Source organism: Priestia sp. YIM B13489, assembly GCF_042787645.1.
GTDB lineage: Bacteria > Bacillota > Bacilli > Bacillales > Bacillaceae_H > Priestia > Priestia megaterium.
This window is the reverse complement of sequence record NZ_JBHZOQ010000053.1, coordinates 925,096-947,315: the sequence shown is the minus strand read 5'-3', so window position 1 is coordinate 947,315 and position 22,220 is coordinate 925,096. Positions and strand designations below refer to the sequence as shown.

At 39.7% G+C, this 22,220-nt stretch carries 20 protein-coding genes and 1 riboswitch; of the genes, 17 read left to right on the top strand and 3 right to left on the bottom strand.

From position 1 onward, the window contains the following. Nucleotides 1–69: 69 nt before the first annotated feature. A riboswitch (purine riboswitch) is annotated at nt 70–171 on the bottom strand. Nucleotides 172–255: 84 nt separating this feature from the next. Together ACFX4W_RS10750 and ACFX4W_RS10745 are read right to left on the bottom strand one after the other, a co-directional pair. Beyond that, the gene (locus ACFX4W_RS10750; RefSeq protein WP_043975822.1) at nt 256–456 is read right to left on the bottom strand and encodes an NETI motif-containing protein; all 201 of its coding nucleotides are present in this window, start codon (nt 454–456) and stop codon (nt 256–258) included. A gap of 301 nt (nt 457–757) precedes the next feature. Beyond that, a complete protein-coding gene (locus ACFX4W_RS10745; RefSeq protein WP_013059130.1) occupies nt 758–910 on the bottom strand; it encodes a YycC family protein in 153 nt (50 codons plus the stop codon). Nucleotides 911–1,034: 124 nt separating this feature from the next. Between ACFX4W_RS10745 and ACFX4W_RS10740 the strand changes: the two genes are divergently transcribed. Further along, on the top strand, nt 1,035–1,763 hold the full coding sequence (locus tag ACFX4W_RS10740) for a glycerophosphodiester phosphodiesterase (RefSeq protein ID WP_377559376.1): 729 nt from the start codon (nt 1,035–1,037) through the stop codon (nt 1,761–1,763). A 12-nt stretch (nt 1,764–1,775) separates the two neighbouring features. On the opposite strand, the gene ACFX4W_RS10735 is transcribed toward ACFX4W_RS10740, so the two are convergent. Continuing rightward, entirely contained in the window at nt 1,776–2,027 is a 252-nt protein-coding gene (locus ACFX4W_RS10735; protein WP_013059128.1) for a DUF2627 domain-containing protein, read from the bottom strand. 175 nt (nt 2,028–2,202) lie between these two features. On the opposite strand from ACFX4W_RS10735, the gene ACFX4W_RS10730 reads away from it, so the two are divergent. The 16 genes from ACFX4W_RS10730 (at nt 2,203) to ACFX4W_RS10655 (ending at nt 22,132) form a co-directional block, all read left to right on the top strand. Beyond that, entirely contained in the window at nt 2,203–4,272 is a 2,070-nt protein-coding gene (locus ACFX4W_RS10730; RefSeq protein WP_280560236.1) for a sigma-54-dependent Fis family transcriptional regulator, read from the top strand. Between the two features lie 238 nt (nt 4,273–4,510). Beyond that, on the top strand, nt 4,511–5,422 hold the full coding sequence (gene yqiS, locus ACFX4W_RS10725; RefSeq protein ID WP_043976264.1) for a phosphate butyryltransferase: 912 nt from the start codon (nt 4,511–4,513) through the stop codon (nt 5,420–5,422). Between the two features lie 12 nt (nt 5,423–5,434). Beyond that, nucleotides 5,435–6,538, top strand: coding sequence for a branched-chain amino acid dehydrogenase (gene bcd / locus ACFX4W_RS10720; protein WP_013059125.1), 1,104 nt, complete (start codon nt 5,435–5,437; stop codon nt 6,536–6,538). 96 nt (nt 6,539–6,634) lie between these two features. After that, a complete protein-coding gene (gene buk / locus ACFX4W_RS10715; RefSeq protein ID WP_370511583.1) occupies nt 6,635–7,714 on the top strand; it encodes a butyrate kinase in 1,080 nt (359 codons plus the stop codon). Between the two features lie 28 nt (nt 7,715–7,742). After that, nucleotides 7,743–9,164 carry a dihydrolipoyl dehydrogenase gene (gene lpdA, locus ACFX4W_RS10710; RefSeq protein ID WP_034648963.1) on the top strand — a complete coding sequence of 474 codons (1,422 nt, stop codon included), beginning with the start codon at nt 7,743–7,745 and terminating at the stop codon, nt 9,162–9,164. A gap of 20 nt (nt 9,165–9,184) precedes the next feature. Further along, nucleotides 9,185–10,177 (top strand): thiamine pyrophosphate-dependent dehydrogenase E1 component subunit alpha, encoded by a 993-nt coding sequence (locus tag ACFX4W_RS10705; protein WP_013084976.1) that lies wholly within the window; start codon nt 9,185–9,187, stop codon nt 10,175–10,177. A gap of 12 nt (nt 10,178–10,189) precedes the next feature. After that, the gene (locus tag ACFX4W_RS10700) at nt 10,190–11,173 is read left to right on the top strand and encodes an alpha-ketoacid dehydrogenase subunit beta (protein WP_013084975.1); all 984 of its coding nucleotides are present in this window, start codon (nt 10,190–10,192) and stop codon (nt 11,171–11,173) included. A gap of 15 nt (nt 11,174–11,188) precedes the next feature. Beyond that, nucleotides 11,189–12,448: a dihydrolipoamide acetyltransferase family protein gene (locus tag ACFX4W_RS10695; protein WP_043976267.1), complete on the top strand. Its 1,260-nt coding sequence runs from the start codon at nt 11,189–11,191 to the stop codon at nt 12,446–12,448. Between the two features lie 260 nt (nt 12,449–12,708). Continuing rightward, a complete protein-coding gene (locus tag ACFX4W_RS10690; RefSeq protein ID WP_043976269.1) occupies nt 12,709–14,745 on the top strand; it encodes a methylmalonyl-CoA mutase family protein in 2,037 nt (678 codons plus the stop codon). Beyond that, nucleotides 14,738–16,888: a methylmalonyl-CoA mutase gene (gene scpA, locus ACFX4W_RS10685; RefSeq protein WP_025750479.1), complete on the top strand. Its 2,151-nt coding sequence runs from the start codon at nt 14,738–14,740 to the stop codon at nt 16,886–16,888. The genes ACFX4W_RS10690 and scpA overlap by 8 nt, the downstream gene beginning before the upstream one ends. 16 nt (nt 16,889–16,904) lie before the next feature. After that, a complete protein-coding gene (gene meaB / locus ACFX4W_RS10680) occupies nt 16,905–17,900 on the top strand; it encodes a methylmalonyl Co-A mutase-associated GTPase MeaB (RefSeq protein ID WP_043976272.1) in 996 nt (331 codons plus the stop codon). 193 nt (nt 17,901–18,093) lie between these two features. Beyond that, entirely contained in the window at nt 18,094–18,531 is a 438-nt protein-coding gene (locus tag ACFX4W_RS10675; protein ID WP_013059116.1) for a BrxA/BrxB family bacilliredoxin, read from the top strand. Nucleotides 18,532–18,812: 281 nt separating this feature from the next. Next, entirely contained in the window at nt 18,813–19,616 is an 804-nt protein-coding gene (locus ACFX4W_RS10670) for a transporter substrate-binding domain-containing protein (protein ID WP_370506066.1), read from the top strand. A 31-nt stretch (nt 19,617–19,647) separates the two neighbouring features. Further along, nucleotides 19,648–20,307 carry an amino acid ABC transporter permease gene (locus ACFX4W_RS10665; protein ID WP_013059114.1) on the top strand — a complete coding sequence of 220 codons (660 nt, stop codon included), beginning with the start codon at nt 19,648–19,650 and terminating at the stop codon, nt 20,305–20,307. After that, nucleotides 20,300–21,022, top strand: coding sequence for an amino acid ABC transporter ATP-binding protein (locus ACFX4W_RS10660; protein ID WP_013059113.1), 723 nt, complete (start codon nt 20,300–20,302; stop codon nt 21,020–21,022). The genes ACFX4W_RS10665 and ACFX4W_RS10660 overlap by 8 nt, the downstream gene beginning before the upstream one ends. Before the next feature lie 159 nt (nt 21,023–21,181). Next, the gene (locus ACFX4W_RS10655) at nt 21,182–22,132 is read left to right on the top strand and encodes an aromatic acid exporter family protein (protein ID WP_013059112.1); all 951 of its coding nucleotides are present in this window, start codon (nt 21,182–21,184) and stop codon (nt 22,130–22,132) included. The last annotated feature ends 88 nt before the right edge of the window (nt 22,133–22,220 follow it).

The window sequence follows — 22,220 nt, the reverse complement described above, 5'->3', positions numbered from 1 at the left end:
GGAAAGCCACAACTACCCTAGGTTTCATGTATCAACATTCCTTTTGAAAAGGAATCATGTTTACCTATTTAGTAATTGTACTCTCCTCATAGTCCAATGATTTACGGTCATCGGGTAGAAACTCGTGGGCCATATTCCCACTATTATATGAGGTTTCGGATATCTCAATTGACAACTTAATAATAACAGCCAAACCGGAAAAAAGTCAACCTAAAAATCGAATATTTACTATTTTTATCATTAAAATGTTCGTATTTAGAGACTTTTCCCTTCGAAAATAATCTGTTGCTTTACCGGAACATACTCTTTTTTACCATTTATTTCTTTTTCTTCAAAGATAGGCTTTTCCATGCGTCGAACGGGCATATACCCATCTTTTTTCATCCGATCTAAACAACTTGCGATTGTTTCATTTTCCTGTAATTCGTATAGTACTTTTTTTGATTTCTTACCCAAAATGCAGCCTCCAGTTTGAAAGAAGTTTCTTACAACGTCAAAAAGAACTTTTATAATAAAAAATTAAATGAATCCACTATAGTGTAACATAATTTAAAAGTTAAATTCACTTTGTAATTTTTAGAAACAAAAAAGACTAGTCATTGAATGACTAGTCTTTTTATTGNTATTAAATTACTTATTTAAAAGCATTTTTAAAAATACATTTATATTATTAAATATTCTAATATATGTTATAGGGAATGAAATGATAAGGTAATACTATTTTTGGAAATGGAAATTCAAAAGAAAAAAGGATCTGTTATTCAGATCCTTTTTTATCTTCGCTCGCATTTAATTCAGCAAGTTTCTGCAGCAAAATATGCTGAGGCATATGCATTAATTGCTCGAGGGGGATATTTAATTGTTCCGCTAATTTTACGGCTGTATCCGGTGAAATTTGCAGTGGTCTCATACACAACAACCTCCTTTTGCATATAAAGTAATGAAAGTAAAAAAGTATAAACAGTAAATTCGTGCTTTCACTATTAAGTAATGCTAAAGTTAATAATAAGTGATAATAGAGGAGTTGAGCAAGTATGTTTGTAATAGGTCATCGCGGCGCAGCTGGAACGTTTCCTGAAAATACGATGATTTCCTTCAAAGAAGCAGCGAGAGTTGGAGCACACGGAATTGAACTTGATGTGCATATGACAAAGGATGGAGAACTTGCTGTAATTCATGATGAAAAAGTAGATCGAACGACGAATGGAAAAGGGGATGTAAAAGATTTTACGTATCAAGATTTAAAAAAATTAGATGCGAGCTATAAGTTCAAAAAAAAGTATGGAGTATGTAAAATCCCCACGTTAAATGAAGTAATGGAGTGGGCTTCAAGTGAAGGAATTAGCGTAAATATTGAGTTGAAAAACAATATATTTGACTATCCATACTTGGAAATGAAAGTCTTGGATTTAATTTATTTATACAAGATGAAGGATCGAACGATGATTTCATCTTTTAATCATAACAGCTTAGCCCGAATTGGTTCTCTGGATTCTACGATTGAAACAGCTATTTTATATTCTTATCCGATGTATGAGCCTTGGGTATATGCGCAGCATCTTGGCGCAAAAGCTCTTCACCCTAATCAGCGTACTGTTAATGAAGTAAATGTAGCGGCTTCAAAAGATTGTCAAATTCCAGTGCGACCTTACACAGTAAATGATGTAAAAGTAGCTGAGCAGCTTCGAAAATATGGATGTGAATCCGTTATTACCGATTATCCAGAAAAAATGGTGAAGCAATTTGGAGGACGCTTTTCGTAAAAAAACATCGCATTAATGCGATGTTTTTTTATCTTTTTGAAATCTGTTTTGAACTTTGTTTCGCTTGCGGTCTCTGTGCAGAATAAAGCCAGCAACAAATCCAAGGCCGATTAAAAATAATAGAAGGCCGACTGAAAATTGCAAAAATAAAGAAGGGAACGGGGATTGCAGGATGCCAAAAATCATATCTCTCATAAGTTTAATGCCATAGCCAGCGAGTATACCGGGAATAAGTAAGATTAGCAGTGCGATAATTCGAACCATAACTGCTCCTTTCGCTTCTCTTTTTTAAAATGAATGCGTTTACATTATGAAACCGTTATACTTGAATCATAAAAGAACTAAATAAATTGTCAAGAGCGTTTCTTTTTTTATATGATAGGTATATGCAATATTTTGCACGGGATATGTACATATTAAGTAGAAAAGGTGAAAAAATATGCAAAATGTGTTGATCGTTGGAGGAGGAAAAGGCGGATTAGCTATTCTGAAAATCTTGTTGGAAACAGAATTTATGAAAGTGATTGGTGTAGTAGACGTACGAGCTAACGCGCCGGCTGTTTTGCATGCGCAAGAACAAGATATTTCAACCGGAATGAATTGGGAGCCTTATATCACAAAGCAGCTCGATGTCATTGTTGAAACAACAGGTAAACAAGGCGTCTTTCAACAATTGCAAAGAAGCAAACCCGCTGATGCACTGGTAGTGCCGGGATTGGTTGCTGAAATTATGGCAAATCTGATGGAGGAAAAAGAAGAGTTAATTCAGAGGTTAAAGCAAGAATCGTATAAATATGATCTTATTTTTAACGCAGCTCATGATGCGATGGTCGTGATTGATAGGAATGGATATATTACGCTATTTAATCAAAGTGCCGAGCGTTTGACGAACTTTTCACACAGAGATGTAATTGGTAAGCATCTTCATGAAGTCATTCCAAATAGTAAACTTGTTGATGTTCTTCATACAAAAACGATTGATCAAAATAGTGAATTTGTGTTAGATAGCGGACGGAAGGTAATTACGACTAGAATACCAATACTCGACGAGAATGGAGAGCTGTTTGGGGCCTTTTCGATTTTTAAAGATATTACGGACGTTGTCGGATTGGCAGAAGAAGTTACGAACTTAAAAGAAGTACAAACTATGCTTCAAGCTATTATACAATCTTCTGAAGAAGCTATTTCCGTTGTCGATGAAGAAGGAAGAGGAATTTTAATTAATCCTGCTTATACAAGAATTACGGGTTTAAAAAAGACGGATATTATTGGTCAGCCCGCGACTGCCGATATCTCTGAAGGAGACAGTATGCACATGAAGGTACTGCAAACAAGGCGTCCTGTCCGAGGTGTAAGAATGAGGCTCGGTCCGAGTAAAAGAGACGTGGTTGTCAATGTTGCCCCCGTTATTGTTGATGGAAAATTAAAAGGCAGCGTTGGTGTTATTCATGATATGTCTGAAATTCAAGAGCTTACAAATGAACTCAAAAGAGCGCGTCAAATTATCAGAACGCTTGAAGCGAAATATTCATTTGCTGATATCATTGGTCAATCTGAAGAGTTTCAGTTAGCAATTGAGCAGGCTAGACTTGCTGCTAAAACACCAGCTACTGTTTTGCTTAGAGGTGAATCTGGGACGGGTAAAGAGCTGTTTGCACATGCGATTCATAATGCGAGCAGCCGAAAGTTTAACAAATTTGTCCGGATTAACTGTGCTGCGCTTTCTGAGTCCTTGCTTGAAAGTGAACTTTTTGGGTACGAAGAAGGAGCTTTTTCCGGGGCAAAAAGAGGGGGGAAACGCGGCGTTTTTGAAGAAGCCAATAACGGTAGCATCTTTTTAGATGAAATCGGGGAGCTCTCAGCTCATATGCAGGCTAAGCTGCTTCGGGTGCTTCAAGAAAAAGAGCTTATTCGCGTTGGAGGAACGACTCCTATTCCGGTGAATGTTCGCGTTATTGCAGCTACGAATGTGAATTTAGAAAAAGGAATGGCTGATGGAAGCATCAGACAGGACTTGTATTATCGGCTAAACAAAATTCCGATTCACATACCTCCTCTTCGGAAGAGAAAAGAGGATATTGGTGCGCTTGTTACACACTTAATTACAAAAATTAATCAAGATTACGGCCGGCATGTTGAAGGAGTAACAGAGCGGGCTTTACAGTCATTAAGATCATACGACTGGCCAGGAAACGTCAGAGAGCTTGAAAACATATTAGGCAGAGCGATTATTTATATGCACTATACAGAAACAATGATTGATTCTGTTCATCTCCCTTCACTTGAAGGCAAGGGCAAAAAAGAAAAAAATCAGGTGAATGAAGAGGTAATGTTCGAAGGGAAGACTTTAGCGCACATGATGGAAAATTACGAAGCGGAACTTATTCAAAAAGTGCTGCTTGCAAACGAGTATAACCGAACGAAAACAGCAAAACAGCTCAATATTTCCCTGCGTTCTTTGTATTATAAGTTGGAAAAATACAATCTTGCAAATAACAGCATGCAATAAAATGCATGGTGTGCAATTTATTGCATATAAATAGAGAGGTATTCTTTTTTTCTATTTGGTGTTAGAATCAATAAAAAATTTTTTTTGTGCGTAAGAACGGATATAAGCAGCTATATTATGTAATATATGCAGAGGATGGCACAAATCTTGCATGTATTTTAGGTGACTGCATAAACGCGCAGTATGCTCTTTAAAACGGAGCAAAAGAAAGAATGAAAAAGGAGAGGTCGAACATTCCATGACTCTTGCTACCATCTTATCTCGGGTTGCTAAGCAGTCTTCTTTGACTGTTGCTGTTGCAGCAGCTGAAGACTTAGAAACAATTGAGGCAGTGTATGAAGCTGTGTCAAGGGAAGTTTCTGAATTTATTTTGTTTGGCAACGAAACGACAATTAATGAATTATTCAGGCTGTACCGCCCATCCTTACTCACTCATAAGGCTGTGACGGTCGTACATACGGAGTCCGTTTTAGAAGCGGCTCAATTGGCTGTGCGTTCAGTTCAGCAAGGTCAAGCTCATATCGTAATGAAAGGGAATTTATCCACATCGCTTATCTTAAAAGCTGTGTTAAATAAAGAGCATGGTTTGCGTACGGGAAATGTTTTATCACATGTAGCTGTATTTGACGTTCCCCACTATGACCGTCCGATTCTTGTAACAGATGCGGCTATGAATATTACGCCGTCTCTGGAAGAGAAAGTTCAAATCATTCAAAATGCGGTGAACGTTGCCCACTCGATTGGGATCGAGATGCCAAAGGTAGCTCCTATTGCAGCGGTTGAAGTTGTGAACTCTTTGATGCCTGCAACAGTAGAGGCTGCCCTTCTTACACAGATGAACCGCAGAGGACAAATTAAAGGCTGCGTGATTGATGGACCTTTAGCACTCGACAATGCCATTAACATAGAAGCAGCCAAGCAAAAAGGCATTCAAAGTGAAGTTGCCGGTCAAGCAGATATATTACTCGTTCCAGCAATTGAAACAGGGAACGTCTTATATAAATCCCTTATTTATTTTGCTAAAGCAAAAGTTGGAGCTATTCTAGCAGGAGCAAAAGCTCCGGTCGTCTTAACATCCAGAGCAGATTCATCAGAAAGTAAATTATACTCACTGGCGCTTGCTATCAGCGTCGCTCAACAGAATTCTTAGGAGGCACTAACAATGAAAATTTTTGACTATATGGAAACATACGATTACGAGCAGTTATTATTTTGCCAAGATAAAGATTCAGGCTTAAAAGCCATTATTGCTATTCACGATACAACAATTGGACCAGCTCTAGGCGGTACAAGAATGTGGACATATGAATCAGAAGAGGCTGCAATTGAAGATGCGCTTCGTCTATCACGCGGAATGACTTATAAAAATGCAGCAGCAGGCTTGAATTTAGGAGGAGGGAAAACGGTTATTATCGGAGATCCTCGCAAAGATAAAAATGAAGCAATGTTCCGTGCATTTGGTCGCTTTATTCAAGGGTTAAATGGTCGATATATTACAGCAGAAGATGTGGGCACAACGGTAGAGGATATGGATATTGTATATGAGGAAACGGATTATGTAACGGGTGTATCTCCTGCTTTTGGTTCATCAGGCAATCCATCACCAGTCACAGCCTACGGCGTATACCGAGGAATTAAAGCAGCAGCAAAAGAAGCATTTGGAACAGATATGCTTGAAGGAAAAGTAGTAGCTGTCCAAGGTGTAGGAAACGTAGCGTATAATTTATGCCGCCACCTTCACGAAGAAGGAGCAAAACTTATTGTAACGGATATTAATAAAGAAGCTGTTCAGCGTGCGGTAGAAGAATTTGGTGCGCAAGCAGTAGACCCGAATGATATTTATGGTGTAGAATGTGATATCTATGCTCCTTGTGCACTTGGAGCAACGATTAACGATGAAACGATCCCTCAAATAAAAGCAAAAGTTATTGCAGGGGCAGCTAATAATCAATTGAAAGAAACGCGTCATGGTGATTTAATTCATGAATTAGGCATTGTATATGCACCCGACTATGTTATTAACGCAGGAGGCGTTATTAACGTAGCTGATGAGCTAGTTGGATATAACCGTGAGCGTGCCCTGAAAAAAGTTGAAGGTATTTATGATAATATTGAAAAGGTAGTTGAAATCTCAAAGCGAGATGGCATTCCAACCTATCTAGCAGCAGATCGCTTAGCTGAAGAAAGAATTGAAAAGCTGCGTCGTTCACGCAGTCAATTTTTACAAAATGGACAGCATATTTTAAGTAGACGTCATACGCGCTAATGTTTGAGCTGAAGGCTAGGCAAAAGGAATAAATGAAATCCTTTCGACCTAGCCTTCGTTTATGAGAATGATAAGGTAGGAGGACATGTGTTGGATATGCACGAATATCGAATGCTGATAATAAATCCGGGTTCAACGTCCACAAAAATTGGCGTATTTCACAACGATAAACCAATTTTTGATCGAACAATCCGCTACGATTCACAGCAAATGAATCAGTTTGAGACGATATATGCACAGTATGAGTTCCGTAAAAACTCGATTTTAGAGGCACTTGATGAAGAAGGGATTAATTTATCTAAATTAAGTGCAGTATGTGGAAGAGGAGGGCTTTTACGCCCGATTGAAGGCGGCACATACGAAGTAAATCAAGCCATGCTCAAAGATTTAAAAGACGGTTATGCCGGCCATCATGCTTCAAATTTAGGCGGGATTTTAGCTTTTGAGATTGCATCTGGATTAAATATACCAGCGTACATTGTTGATCCAGTGGTGGTAGATGAGCTAAGTGACATCGCTCGTATCTCAGGAACTCCTTTTATGGAAAGGAAAAGCATCTTTCACGCGCTGAATCAAAAATCGGTTGCTCGAAAAGTGGCTAAAGAAATGAATAGCACATATGAACAAATGAACGTTATTGTTACCCATATGGGTGGAGGCATTACAGTCGGAGTTCACCAACGCGGAAAAGTAATTGATGTGAACAATGGCCTGCACGGTGACGGTCCTTTTAGTCCAGAGCGCGCTGGCGGTGTACCGGTTGGTGAATTAGTTCGTCTTTGCTTTTCAGGTCAGTATTACCGCGAGGAGATTATGAAAATGCTTGTAGGGAAAGGCGGGCTTGTCGGTTATTTGGGCACATCTGACGTGCAGAAAGTCGAAGCGCTAGTGAAAAATGGAAACGAAAAAGCTAAGCTTATCTACGAAGCAATGGCTTATCAAATTTCGAAGGAAATTGGAGCTGCCAGTACGGTATTGCATGGAAAAGTAGATGCCATTATTTTAACGGGAGGCATTGCTTATTCAAAAGCGTTTGTTGAGCTGATTATTAATCATGTAAAGTGGATTGCAGATGTCATTGTTTATCCTGGAGAAAATGAGCTTCAAGCGCTAGCTGAAGGGGCTCTCCGAGTGCTTACAGGTGAAGAAGAAGTGAAGGAATATAAAGGCGCTTAATAGCGTTTGCAGAAAGGTGTGAAGCAGTGTGGCAAAAGAATATGATTTGGTCATTCTCGGCGGTGGAACCGGAGGGTACGTAGCAGCTATTCGTGCCTCTCAGTTAGGTCTATCGGTAGCGGTTGTAGAAAAAAATAAGTTAGGCGGCACATGCCTGCACGCAGGGTGTATCCCAAGCAAAGCTTTACTAAGAAGTGCAGAAGTCTACCAAACAGCTAAGAAAAGCAGTGAATTTGGCGTAGAAACGTCCAATGTGCTATTGAACTATGCACGTGTACAAGAACGAAAGTCAGAAATTGTTTCACAGTTACATAATGGTGTTAAACAGCTAATGAAAAAAGGTAAAATTGACGTATATGAAGGAATTGGACGTATTTTAGGCCCTTCTATTTTTTCTCCTATGCCAGGAACTATCTCCGTCGAATTAAAAAGCGGTGAAGAAAACGAAATGCTTATTCCAAAGAATGTAATTGTCGCAACCGGGTCTCGTCCTAGAACATTACCTGGTCTAACGATTGACGGAGAGAAAGTAATCACTTCAGATGAAGCATTAAAGATGGAAACACTTCCTGCTTCTATTATTATTGTGGGAGGCGGCGTCATTGGAATTGAATGGGCGTCAATGCTCACAGATTTTGATGTTGATGTAACGGTTGTGGAATACAGCGATCGAATTTTACCAACAGAAGATCAAGATATCTCCCGTGAAATGACGAAGCTTTTAAAAGCAAAAGGAGTTAACATTATTACTTCTGCTAAAGTAATGGCTGATACACTGTCTATTGATGGTCAGGTGAAAATTTCCGCTCAAGTAGGAGACGATATGCAAGAATATGAAGCAGAAAAGCTGCTTGTATCTGTAGGGCGTCAAGCGAATGTCGAAGGAATTGGTCTCGAGAATACCGATATTGTAGTAGAAAACGGTGTGATTGCCACAAATGATTTTTATCAAACGAAAGAATCTCATATCTACGCAATTGGAGATGTGATTGGCGGACTGCAGCTTGCACATGTAGCTTCTCACGAAGGAATTGTAGCTGTGGAGCATTTACATGGTGAAAAGCCTTTGAAGATTGATTATACAACAATCTCTAAATGCGTATACAGCAGCCCGGAGGCAGCAAGTGTAGGATTAACAGAACAAGAAGCAAAACAGCAAGGGTTTCAGCTGAAGGTTGGAAAGTTTCCGTTTAAGGCCGTTGGAAAAGCTCTTGTATATGGAGAGGCAGAGGGGTTTGTTAAAATTATTGCTGATGCCGACACAAATGATGTCCTTGGTGTGCATATGATTGGACCTCACGTGACGGATATGATCTCTGAAGCAGGTCTTGCAAAGGTATTGGATGCTACACCATGGGAAATTGCTCATACCATTCATCCTCACCCTAGCCTTTCAGAAGCGATGGGAGAAGCTTCATTAGCTGTAGATGGAAAAGCGATTCATTTTTGATGATTAAAGGAGGTTTAAACATGACAAAAAACCGTCATGAATCATTAGGATTAACTGATGAACAAGTACTTGAAATGTACCGCACTATGCTGCTTGCACGAAAAATTGATGAGCGTATGTGGCTATTAAATCGTGCAGGGAAGGTGCCTTTTGTTATTTCATGTCAAGGTCAGGAAGCCGCTCAAGTTGGCGCAGCTTTTGCCTTAAATAGAGAGAATGATTACATATTACCTTATTACCGCGATCTGGGTGTTGTGCTAGCATTTGGAATGACTGCGCGCGATTTAATGCTTTCTGGGTTTGCTAAAGCAGAAGATCCAAACTCAGGAGGTCGTCAAATGCCAGGTCACTTTGGCCATAAGGAAAAGCGAATTGTAACAGGATCTTCTCCAGTTACAACACAGGTGCCTCATGCAGTAGGAATCGCTTTAGCAGGACGACTGGAGAAAAAAGACTTAGTAACGTTTGTGACGTTTGGAGAAGGATCTTCTAACCAAGGAGATTTCCATGAAGGCGCGAACTTTGCAGGTGTTCATAAGCTTCCTGTTATCTTTATGTGTGAAAATAACAAGTATGCGATTTCTGTTCCGGTTGAAAAGCAGCTAGGATGCGCAAAAGTATCTGATCGTGCAATTGGATATGGTATGCCAGGCTACACAATTGATGGAAACGATGTCCTTGAAGTATACCGAGTGGTAAAAGAAGCAAGAGATCGTGCATCCAGAGGAGAAGGACCTACTCTTATTGAAACTGTTTCAGAGCGTTTGACTGCCCATTCAAGTGATGACGATGATCGTGCATATCGCGGAGCAGAAGAATTGTCTGAAGCTAAAAAGAGCGATCCGCTTGCGTACTTTGCGACTTATTTAAAAGAGGTTAACGTGTTAACCGATGAACGAGAAAAACAAATGCTTGATGATATTATGAACATCGTTAATGATGCAACAGATTATGCTGAAAACGCTCCTTATGCAGAAGCGGAATCGGCTTTAAAATACGTGTACGGTGAGTAAGGAGGAGAACATATGCCGGTTATTTCATATATTGATGCAGTAACAATGGCCATTCGTGAAGAAATGGAAAGAGATTCCCGCGTGTTTGTATTAGGAGAAGACGTAGGGAAAAAAGGCGGCGTATTTAAAGCAACCAACGGACTATACGAACAGTTCGGGGAAGAAAGAGTCATTGACACGCCTCTTGCAGAGTCTGCTATTGCAGGGGTAGGAATCGGAGCGGCAATGTACGGCATGCGTCCGATTGCTGAAATGCAATTTGCTGATTTTATTATGCCCGCAGTCAATCAAATTGTGTCAGAAGCAGCGAAAATTCGCTATCGTTCTAATAATGATTGGAGTTGTCCAATTACAATTCGAGCTCCTTACGGCGGCGGAGTTCACGGTGCTCTTTATCATTCTCAATCTGTTGAAGCACTATTTGCCAATACGCCAGGGTTAAAGATTGTGATGCCTTCTACGCCTTATGACGTAAAGGGATTATTAAAAGCAGCTATTCGTGATGATGATCCAGTTCTTTTCTTTGAGCATAAGCGTGCGTACCGTTTGATTAAAGGAGAAGTCCCTGAAGATGATTATGTACTTCCGATTGGCAAAGCAGATGTAAAGAGAGAAGGAGACGACATCACGGTTATTACATATGGTCTTTGTGTACACTTTGCTCTTCAAGCTGCTGAAAAACTGGAAGCAGACGGTATTTCAGCACACATCTTAGATTTAAGAACGGTCTATCCGCTTGATAAAGAAGCTATTATTGAAGCAGCATCTAAAACAGGTAAAGTACTGCTTTTAACGGAAGACAACAAAGAAGGCAGCATCATGAGCGAAGTAGCAGCTATTATTGCTGAACACTGCTTATTCGATTTAGATGCGCCAATTCAGCGCCTTGCTGGCCCTGATGTTCCAGCTATGCCGTATGCACCAACAATGGAAAAATATTTTATGGTGAATCCAGATAAAGTAGAAAAAGCAATGAGAGAATTAGCTCAATTTTAAAAGGAGTTGTATCAATTGGCTATTGAAAAAATTACGATGCCGCAGCTCGGTGAAAGTGTAACAGAAGGTACAATTAGCAAATGGCTCGTTTCTGTTGGAGATCACGTAAATAAGTACGACCCGTTAGCTGAAGTCATGACGGATAAAGTAAATGCTGAAGTGCCTTCTTCTTTTAGTGGAACAATTAAAGAGTTAATTGCAGGTGAAGATGATACTTTGCCTGTAGGAGAAGTGATTTGTTTAATTGAAGTAGAAGGAACTGTACCTCAAAAAGAACAGAAAACGTCTGATAAGACTGTAGAAGAATCAGCGTCAAAAACAGCGGACAGTCAATCCAATAAAAGTCGATACTCTCCAGCTGTTATGCGTCTGTCACAAGAGTATAATATTAATTTAGATACCGTGACAGGGACAGGGGCGGGCGGCCGCATTACGAGAAAAGATATTTTAGCTGTTATTGAAAAAGGCGGAGCTGCTGAAGTGAAAGAAACACCTGCATCAACAGTTCAGCCAGAAGCACCTGTAGCGGCAGCTGCTCCAAAAACGCAGCAGCCCGCGCCGGTTGTGTCTGCAGCAGGAGATCAAGAAATCCCTGTTACAGGCGTGCGTAAAGCTATTGCAGCAAATATGCTTCGCAGCAAGCACGAAATTCCGCATGCATGGACAATGGTTGAAGTTGATGTAACGAACTTAGTTTCTTATCGTGATGCATTAAAGACGGACTTCAAACAAAAAGAAGGTTTTAACTTAACGTATTTTGCGTTCTTCGTAAAAGCAGTGGCTCAAGCTTTAAAAGAATTCCCTCAAATGAATTCAATGTGGGCAGGAGACCGTATTGTTCAGAAAAAGGACATTAATGTATCGATTGCTGTTGCAACAGACGATGCTTTATTTGTGCCGGTTATTAAACAAGCCGATGAAAAGACAATCAAAGGCATTGCGCGTGAAATTACAGAGCTCGCGCAAAAAGTTCGTACGGGTTCATTGAAGTCTGAAGACATGCAGGGCGGAACGTTTACTGTTAACAACACTGGATCATTTGGTTCCGTTCAATCAATGGGGATTATTAATTACCCGCAAGCGGCTATTTTACAAGTAGAATCTATTGTAAAACGTCCGGTTATTATTGATAACATGATTGCTGTTCGAGATATGGTTAACTTATGTTTATCACTTGATCACCGCGTGTTAGACGGCTTGGTGTGCGGCAGATTCTTGGCAAGAGTTAAAGAGATTTTAGAATCTACTTCTAAAGAGAATACGTCCGTCTATTAAAACAGAGGCTGACACAAAAATATTTTAGCTGAAGGAAGATCCGAACGATGAATTTAGATTCTTGAAAGAGAATCCAACTCGTTCGGATTTTTTTATGGTGATGGTAAACGTAGGTTAATTATGTCCCGGTCCCTTTTTATTTTGAAGCAATGATTGAACAATTTGTAAAAGATGTATTAAAATAAAAGAAGAATCATCAAACTTCAAAGTGTAATCATCTCGGTTTAGCAGGCAGCTATTAACTGTAAAGGGGCATGGAAATGAAAACAAATACATTATCATTTCATGAATTTACACGTACACCTAAAGAAGATTGGGCACAGGAAGTTAGCAAAAATACCGCGATCTCTTCAAAAGAAACGTTGGAAAACATCTTTTTGAAACCGCTTTATTTCGAAAGTGATACGGCACATTTAGACTACTTACAGCAGAGTCCGGCGGGAATAGATTGTTTAAGCGGAGCCGGTAAAGAATCATACATACTAGGGGAATGGGAAATCACCCAAAAAATCGACTTACCTTCTATTAAAGAAAGCAATAAACTTCTTTTACACAGTTTGAGAAATGGACAAAATACGGCCGCTTTTACGTGCAGTGAAGCAATGAGGCAAGGGAAAGACGTTGATGAAGCAACTGAAGCTGAAGTAGCATCAGGCGCTACAATTTCTACTTTAGAGGATGTTGCTCATTTGTTTCAGCATGTAGCTCTTGAAGCGGTGCCTTTATTTTTAAATACGGGATGTACATCCGTTCCGCTTCTTTCGTTTCTAAAAGCATACTGTGCTGATCATAACTTTAATATGAGACAGCTAAAAGGAACGGTTGGAATGGATCCGCTCGGCACCCTTGCTGAATATGGAAGAGTTCCACTTTCTACTCGAGATTTATACGATCATTTAGCTTACGCAACGCGTTTGGCTCACAGTAATGTTCCAGAGCTCAAAACGATCATTGTATCAAGCATTCCTTACCATAACAGCGGTGCAAACGCTGTTCAAGAACTAGCTTATATGCTTGCTACAGGGGTGCAGTATATTGATGAATGCATAAAACGCGGTTTGTCCTTACATCAAGTTTTACCTCACATGACCTTTTCTTTTTCAGTTAGCTCACATTTATTTATGGAAATATCCAAACTTCGTGCTTTTCGCATGCTTTGGGCAAATGTGGTTCGTGCTTTTGATGACACGGCCGTTTCAGTGCCGTTTATCCATACAGAAACGTCACATCTTACACAGTCTAAAGAAGATATGTATACAAATGCATTAAGGAGCACGGTTCAAGCATTTGCTTCTATTGTAGGAGGAGCGGATAGTCTGCATATTGAGCCATATGATTCTGTCACGTCTTCATCTTCTCAGTTCGCTCATCGCCTTGCCCGTAACACTCACTTAATTTTGCAGCACGAAACACATATATCAAAAGTAACGGATCCTGCCGGAGGCTCTTGGTACGTTGAAGCCTACACACATGAATTAATGACAAAAGCTTGGGAGTTATTTGGCAACATTGAAGACCACGGCGGAATGGAAGAAGCTTTAAAACAAGGGCGAATTCAAGATGAAGTTGAACAAATGAAAGTAAAAAGACAAGAGAATATAGAGTGCCGAATTGAGCGCTTGATCGGAGTCACACACTATGCTCCTAAGCAACAGGATGTATCTCAAGAGATAAAAAGCACCCCGTTTAGAAAAGAAGAAATAAAAATGGATAAATACAGTGATCAGAACGCTTCGGAATTTTCATCAAATCTTTCCCTAGAGGATTATACAAATCTAGCATCTAAAGGGGTAACAGCAGGGTGGATGCTAAAACAAATGGCGAAGCAGACACAGCCTGACAGTGTTGTGCCGCTCACTAAGTGGAGAGCAGCAGAGAAGTTTGAAAAAATACGGGTTTATACAAAGGGAATGAGCATTGGCATTATGGAGCTCACCGATCCTAACAGCCGTAAAAAAGCTGAGATTGCCCGGTCTTTATTTGAAAGTGCAGGCTTTGCGTGTGAAACAATTAAAAACATAGATTCCTATGTCGAGATAGCAGATTGGATGAATGAACAAAAGCACGAAGCATATGTGATCTGTGGAAGTGATGAACTCGTGGAAAAGCTCTTAACAAAAGCGATGACGTATTTTGAGGAAGATTCCGTTTATGTGTACGTAGTAGGGGAAGAACATGTATCACGCAAAACGCAGTGGCAGCAAAAAGGTGTAATGAGCGTCATACATCCTAAGACGAATGTTATTCAATGCGTTAAGAAGTTATTATGTGCTTTGGAGGTAGAAGTTCATGTATAAAAAGCCTTCTTTTTCTAATATTCCATTATCATTTTCAAAGCAGCAAAGGGAAGATGACGTGACTCAAAGTTCATTCACTGCCTTTCAAACAAATGAACAAATTGAATTAAAATCAGTATATACAAAAAAAGATAGAGATAGCCTCGATTTTATTCACTTTGCACCTGGTGTCCCACCGTTTGTGAGAGGACCGTATGCAACGATGTATGTGAATCGGCCTTGGACTATTAGGCAGTATGCAGGATACTCAACGGCGGAGGAAAGCAATGCCTTTTACCGCCGAAACCTAGCTGCTGGACAGAAAGGGCTGTCTGTTGCTTTTGATCTTGCTACCCACCGCGGCTACGACTCTGATCATCCAAGAGTTGTTGGAGATGTAGGGAAAGCAGGTGTGGCAATTGATTCAATGATAGATATGAAGCAGCTGTTTGAAGGGATTCCGCTTGATCAAATGTCCGTGTCGATGACAATGAACGGGGCGGTGCTTCCTATTTTAGCTTTCTACATCGTAACAGCTGAAGAACAAGGCGTAAAAAAAGAAAAGCTGGCTGGAACGATTCAAAATGATATTTTAAAAGAATATATGGTGCGCAATACGTATATTTATCCTCCTGAGATGTCAATGCGAATCATTGCGGATATTTTTAAATATACAGCGGAGTACATGCCGAAATTTAACAGTATCAGTATATCAGGCTATCATATGCAAGAAGCAGGTGCTCCAGCAGACTTAGAGCTTGCTTATACGCTTGCAGATGGACTTGAATATGTACGAACCGGCTTGAAAGCGGGAATTACAATTGACGCATTTGCTCCGAGGCTATCCTTTTTCTGGGCAATTGGAATGAACTATTTTATGGAAGTAGCGAAAATGAGAGCAGGGAGGCTGCTGTGGGCAAAATTAATGAAGCAGTTTGAGCCGGATAACCCTAAATCTCTAGCTCTTAGAACGCATTCTCAAACGTCCGGATGGAGCTTAACGGAGCAGGATCCATTTAATAATGTTATTAGAACATGCGTCGAAGCTCTGGCTGCAGTATCAGGACATACGCAGTCGCTTCATACAAACGCACTAGATGAAGCGATTGCTCTTCCAACTGATTTTTCAGCTAGAATTGCCCGAAATACGCAGCTTTATTTACAAAATGAAACGGAGATTTGTTCCGTTATTGATCCTTGGGGAGGCTCTTATTATGTGGAATCATTAACGAATGAATTAATGATAAAAGCGTGGAAGCACCTTGAAGAAATAGAGCAGCTCGGCGGAATGACAAAAGCAATAGAAGCAGGCGTACCTAAAATGAAGATAGAAGAAGCCGCTGCGCGCAGACAAGCAAGAATAGACTCGCAGGCAGAAATTATTGTAGGTGTGAATCAGTTTCAGCCGGAGCAAGAAGAACCGCTTGATATTCTTGATATTGATAACACAGCAGTTCGAATGAAGCAGCTGGAAAAGTTAAAGAAAATACGCAGTGAACGTAACGAACAAGCGGTAATCGAAGCGCTTAATCGACTGACCAATTGTGCCAAAACAGGTGAAGGGAATCTCCTTGCTTTTGCGGTTGAAGCTGCGAGAGCTAGAGCTACACTAGGTGAAATTTCAGAAGCTATTGAGAAAGTGGCTGGAAGACATCAGGCTACTTCTAAGTCAGTCAGCGGGGTATACAGTGCGGAGTTTGTGCATCGAGATCAAATCGAAGAAGTTCGAAAGCTCACGGCTGAATTTTTAGAGGAAGAAGGAAGACGCCCAAGAATTTTAGTCGCAAAAATGGGGCAAGACGGGCATGACAGAGGATCGAAAGTCATTTCAACAGCCTTTGCTGATCTTGGATTTGATGTTGATATCGGTCCTTTATTTCAAACGCCTCAAGAAACAGCAAGGCAAGCTGTAGAAAACGACGTACATGTGATTGGCATAAGTTCTTTGGCAGCCGGGCATAAAACGTTACTGCCGCAGCTTGTTGATGAGTTAAAGAAATTAGAGCGCGACGATATCGTTGTTATTGTCGGAGGCGTTATTCCTAAACAAGACTACTCATTTCTTTTAGAACACGGCGCTTCTGCAATCTTTGGACCTGGAACAGTAATCCCAAAAGCGGCCGTTTCCGTTTTATATGAAATAAAGAAACGGTTAGAAGAATAGTTGGTGAAGACAATTGGTGAAATTAAAAACGGTACAAGATTATAAACAAGGGCTGCTTGAAGGAAAAAGAACAGCGTTAGCTCAAGCTATTACTTTAATTGAAAGTAAAGCGCCCAAGCATAAAGTAATAGCACAACAGCTGATTAAAGAAATCTATCCTCATACGGGGCATTCAGTGCGCATCGGTTTTACAGGCGTACCCGGAGCAGGAAAAAGTACGCTGATTGACAAATTTGGGTCGTACCTATGCAAAAATGGCCATTCCGTTGCAGTTTTGGCAGTCGATCCAAGCAGTACCTTGTCTGGAGGAAGTATTTTAGGAGATAAAACGAGAATGGAGCTTCTTACCAAACAAGAGAACGCTTTTGTCCGTCCTTCACCTTCTCAAGGAACGCTTGGAGGTGTTCATCTTAAAACGAGAGAAGCCATTTTTCTTTGTGAAGCGGCTGGGTATAACATCATATTTGTCGAAACGATGGGCGTTGGCCAAGGTGAAATGATTGTAAAAGAGATGGTAGACTTCTTTGTTCTGCTTGCTTTAACCGGAGCAGGAGATGATTTGCAAGGAATTAAAAAAGGGCTGCTTGAATGGGTTAATTTGATTTGTGTAAATAAAGCAGACGGGGATAACCGGCTAAAAGCAGAAGTGACTGCAAAAGAATACGAAAGCGTCATCGGTTTCCTTCACGATCATTCTGAAGGGTGGAACCCACAGGTCATCACAACTTCTGCTTATGAAGAAGCATCATTTCAAGACTTGTGGAAGATAATTTGTAACTATAAGGAATGGATGAATAAAAATGATCTGTTTTATACAGTAAGACAAAAGCAAATGAAGGCATGGTTACAAGCAAGTGTTAATGAATATTTACAAGAATCATTTTATGAACATCCTTTAGTTAAGCAAACGTTAGGGGATGTTGAAAAACAAATGATGACGGGAGATGTCACAATGGCTGAAGCTCTCGAACACTTAATTAAAACCTACCAGCAGGCGATGAAGGAAATATAAAAAAGGATCCTGTATTTTATGCGGATCCTTCTACACTAGGGAGTTAAGAGTATGGTTTTCTAGCTGTAAAAATAGTATCACCATTTCTTTTCTTGTTTAATCTTGATTACCAAGAAAAAATGAGTCAAAGCAATCGCCTTTTTAGTTTTCGTTTGCTATGATAAAGAATAGATAGCAAAAGGGAGGTATGAAAATGAATATCGATTTTAACTTGTTTATGAACGACGTTGTTCGTCAAGCCCGTAAAGAAATTACAGCTGCTGGTTATACAGAATTAACGACGGCTGAAGCGGTAGATGAAACGTTTAAAAAGCCTGGTACAACGCTTGTAATGGTGAATTCAGTCTGTGGTTGTGCAGGAGGTATTGCAAGACCTGCTGCAGCGCACGCTGTACATTATGATAAACGTCCAACAAACTTGGTTACAGTATTTGCTGGGCAAGATAAAGAAGCAACTGCACGTGCACGCGAATACTTTGAAGGTTATCCGCCTTCATCTCCATCTTTCGCCTTATTAAAAGACGGAAAAATTATCACAATGGTAGAGCGTCACGAAATTGAAGGCCATGAGCCAATGTCAGTTGTGATGAAGCTGCAAGAAGCATTCGAACAGCACTGTGAAGAAGTGTAAGAGAGAAGCCGTTTTGAACGGCTTCTTTTTTTATGCGTTTTTTTACCTATCTGTATGCAGGCTTTCTAACGAGTGGAAAATGTTGAGAAAAGGTATTTTCAAATAGTGAAACTTATATTTAAAAAAGATATTGCATATTTATAATGTTGTGTTAAAATACATTTATATGAATATATATTTAAATTTCGACATTTACTTGCAATAGCAAAAAACTTATTTCATAATATTATTAATTTTTAAAAAATAATGTAAGGAATAAACTAGGGGGAACGAAGATGAAATTGAAGAAGTGGTTATCGGTAACGGCAATTGGTCTTTTAACAGCAGGCGTTTTAGCTGCATGCGGAGCAGGAGAAGGAACGTCTAATGGCGGAGCAAGCAGCGACGACAAAGATAAAAAAGTACTAGTAATGGGAACATCAGCAGATTACCCACCATTTGAATATATTGATACGGCAAAAGGTGATAGTGAAGCAATCGGATTTGACGTAGATTTAGCAAAAACAATCGGTAAAAAGTTAGGCTATGACGTACAGGTGAAGGATATGGAATTTGGCGGATTAATTCCAGCTTTACAATCTAATAAAGTCGATTTAGTTTTAGCTGGTATGACGCCAACTGAAAAGCGTAAAAAGAACGTGGACTTCTCAGACGTATATTATGAAGCAAAAAACATGATTGTATCGAAGAAAGATGCCCCAATTAAAAATGCAGAAGAACTAAAAGGAAAAACAGTCGGTGTACAAACTTCTTCTATTCAAGCAGACGAAGCAAAAGAAATTGCAAAAGAAGTTGACGGAGTAAATGTAACAACGCGTGACCGTATTCCAGAACTAATTCAAGAAATGAAATCAAATCGTATCGATGCAGCGATTATTGAAGATACAGTAGCTAAAGGATATGTGAATAAAGACAAAAGCTTGCAAATGTCTGATACAGGGCGTCCAGATTCAAGTAAAGGATCAGCAATCGCATTTCCTAAAGACAGCAAGCTAACGAATGACTTTAACCGTGAATTAAAGAAAATGAAAGAAAACGGTGAATTAGATAAATTAATCGTTAAGTGGTTTGATAACCAAAAATAAGAATGATAGTTAGAGAGGAATGGAACTAGGCATGAATTTGGATTTTTCGCAAATCGTGCCTTCTATGCCTTATATTTTAAAAGGGATAGGGGTAACGATACAGATAGTCCTAGCTTCAGCAATTTTAGGGTTTGTGCTGGGAGTTATTTTATCTTTATGTAAAATCAGCCGCAATAAACCTCTTCAATGGTTTGCGGATGCATATACGTCTGTGTTTCGCGGAACACCGCTAGTACTGCAATTATTATTAATATACTTTGGATTACCTCAGCTGCTCGGGTTTGATATTGCCCCGTTTCCAGCGGCCGTTGCTGCGTTCGGGCTAAACTCTGCAGCATATATATCTGAAATTATTCGCGCTGGTATTTTAGCTGTTGATAAAGGACAGCGTGAAGCGGCATTAGCGTTAGGAATTCCTTATCGCCGCATGATGGGACAAATTATTTTGCCACAGGCACTCAAAAATATTTTACCTGCTTTAATGAATGAGTTCATTACATTAACAAAGGAATCAGCTATCGTTACAGTTATCGGAGCACTCGACATTATGCGACGTGCTTACATTGTAGGTGGAGAAAAATTCGCCTACCTTGAACCGTTAATTTTTGCAGGGTTGATTTATTATGTAATGGTAATGGGCTTAACGCTCCTTGGTAAAGCAGTCGAGAGGAGAATGAGAAAAGGTGATTAATGTTGAAAATCTACACAAATCATTTGGTAAAAATGAAGTTTTAAAAGGTATTTCAACTACGATTAAAGAAAAAGAAGTCGTGGCTGTTATTGGCCCTTCTGGTTCTGGTAAATCTACTTTTTTACGCTGTATGAACCTGCTTGAAGAACCGACGAGCGGAGTCGTTTCAATTAACGGTCAAGTGATTACAGATAAAAAAACAAACATTATGCGTGTGCGTGAAAACGTAGGAATGGTATTTCAGCATTTTCACTTGTTTCCACATATGACAGTGCTTGAAAATTTGACGTATGCTCCGATGACGGTAAAAGGCGTGTCAAGAGAAACGGCTGTTGCTAAAGGCAAAGAATTACTCCAAAAAGTGGGACTTGCTCAGAAAGCCAACGAGTTTCCAAATCGCTTATCGGGCGGTCAAAAGCAGCGTGTAGCTATTGCGAGAGCACTGGCAATGGAGCCGAAAGTGATGCTGTTTGACGAACCAACATCAGCATTGGATCCAGAGATGGTAAAAGAAGTACTAGATGTAATGAAGTCGCTAACAGAAACAGGAATGACGATGGTCATTGTAACGCATGAAATGGGATTTGCACGAGAAGTAGCGGATCGTGTGCTGTTTTTAGACGGCGGTGTTCTTGTTGAAGATGCGCCTCCGGCTGAATTTTTCTCAGCGCCTAAAAGCAAGCGTGCTAAAGATTTCTTAGAAAAGATTTTATAATAAAAAAGTGCAGGAAGAGTACGATCTTTTCTGCACTTTTTTTATTGGAATTTATACGGTACAGCAAGATTTAAGGTTGTGTTATTTTTCTATTCGTGTTAATAAAGAATAGAGTATTTTATCACACTAAAAAGAAACCAACATGTAGGAGTCTAGAAAATGAAATTTAAAATTGGGTACCGGACAATTAAAACAGCCGTCGGTACATCACTGGCTATTATTATAGCTCAGTTCTTTCACCTCGAGTTTTTTGTATCAGCTGGAATTATCACCATTTTGTGCATTCAAAATTCAAAGAAAAAATCGTTGCGAAGTGCAAGCGATCGTTTTATTGCTTGTTCTTTATCCATTCTGTTTTCGTTTATATTCTTTGAAGGGATTGCTTATCATCCACTTGTTATAGGACTGATGCTGCTTTTGTTTATCCCGGTTACGGTTATATTCAAAGTTAATGCAGGCATTGTTACAAGCTCCGTTATTTTGCTTCATATTTACTCCAAAGGCAATATGACATGGGGAATCGTCTTTAATGAACTTGGCTTAATTGTAATTGGGATAGGTGTTGCCCTGCTTGTGAATTTATACATGCCAAGTTTAGATCAAGAGCTTCGCACGTATCAGCAAGAAATTGAAGAGAATTTCCGGTCGATGTTAAAAGAAATTGCCTTGTATCTCAGAACCAATGACAGCAGTTGGGACGGTAAGGAAATTGCAGATACGGTAAAAATTTTAGAAAAAGCAAAAAGCCTTGCGTTTCGTGATGTAGAAAATCATTTTGTGCGTGGGGAAAACTATTATTACCGCTATTTTAAAATTCGTGAAAAACAGCTTGAAATTATTGAGCGAACGCTTCCTCTCATTACCGCTATTGACTTGGTGGTAGAACAGCGCTACATGATTGCCGATTTCATTGAAGAATTAAGTCTATCCATCCACCCTGGTAATACAGCAAAATTATTTTTAGCCAAACTTCAGCATTTACGAGAAGCGTTTGCAGAGATGCCGCTTCCCAAAACGCGGGAAGAGTTTGAAGCGCGTGCCGATTTACTGCACGTAGTCAAAGAAATTGAACAATATTTGGTTATTAAACAAACCTTAAAAATAAGTTAAACAGCATGCATGTTGTTTATCTTGCTTACGAACACTAAACAAGACAAGAGATATCTCTCTTGTCTTTTACTTAGGACTAACGTAAGGT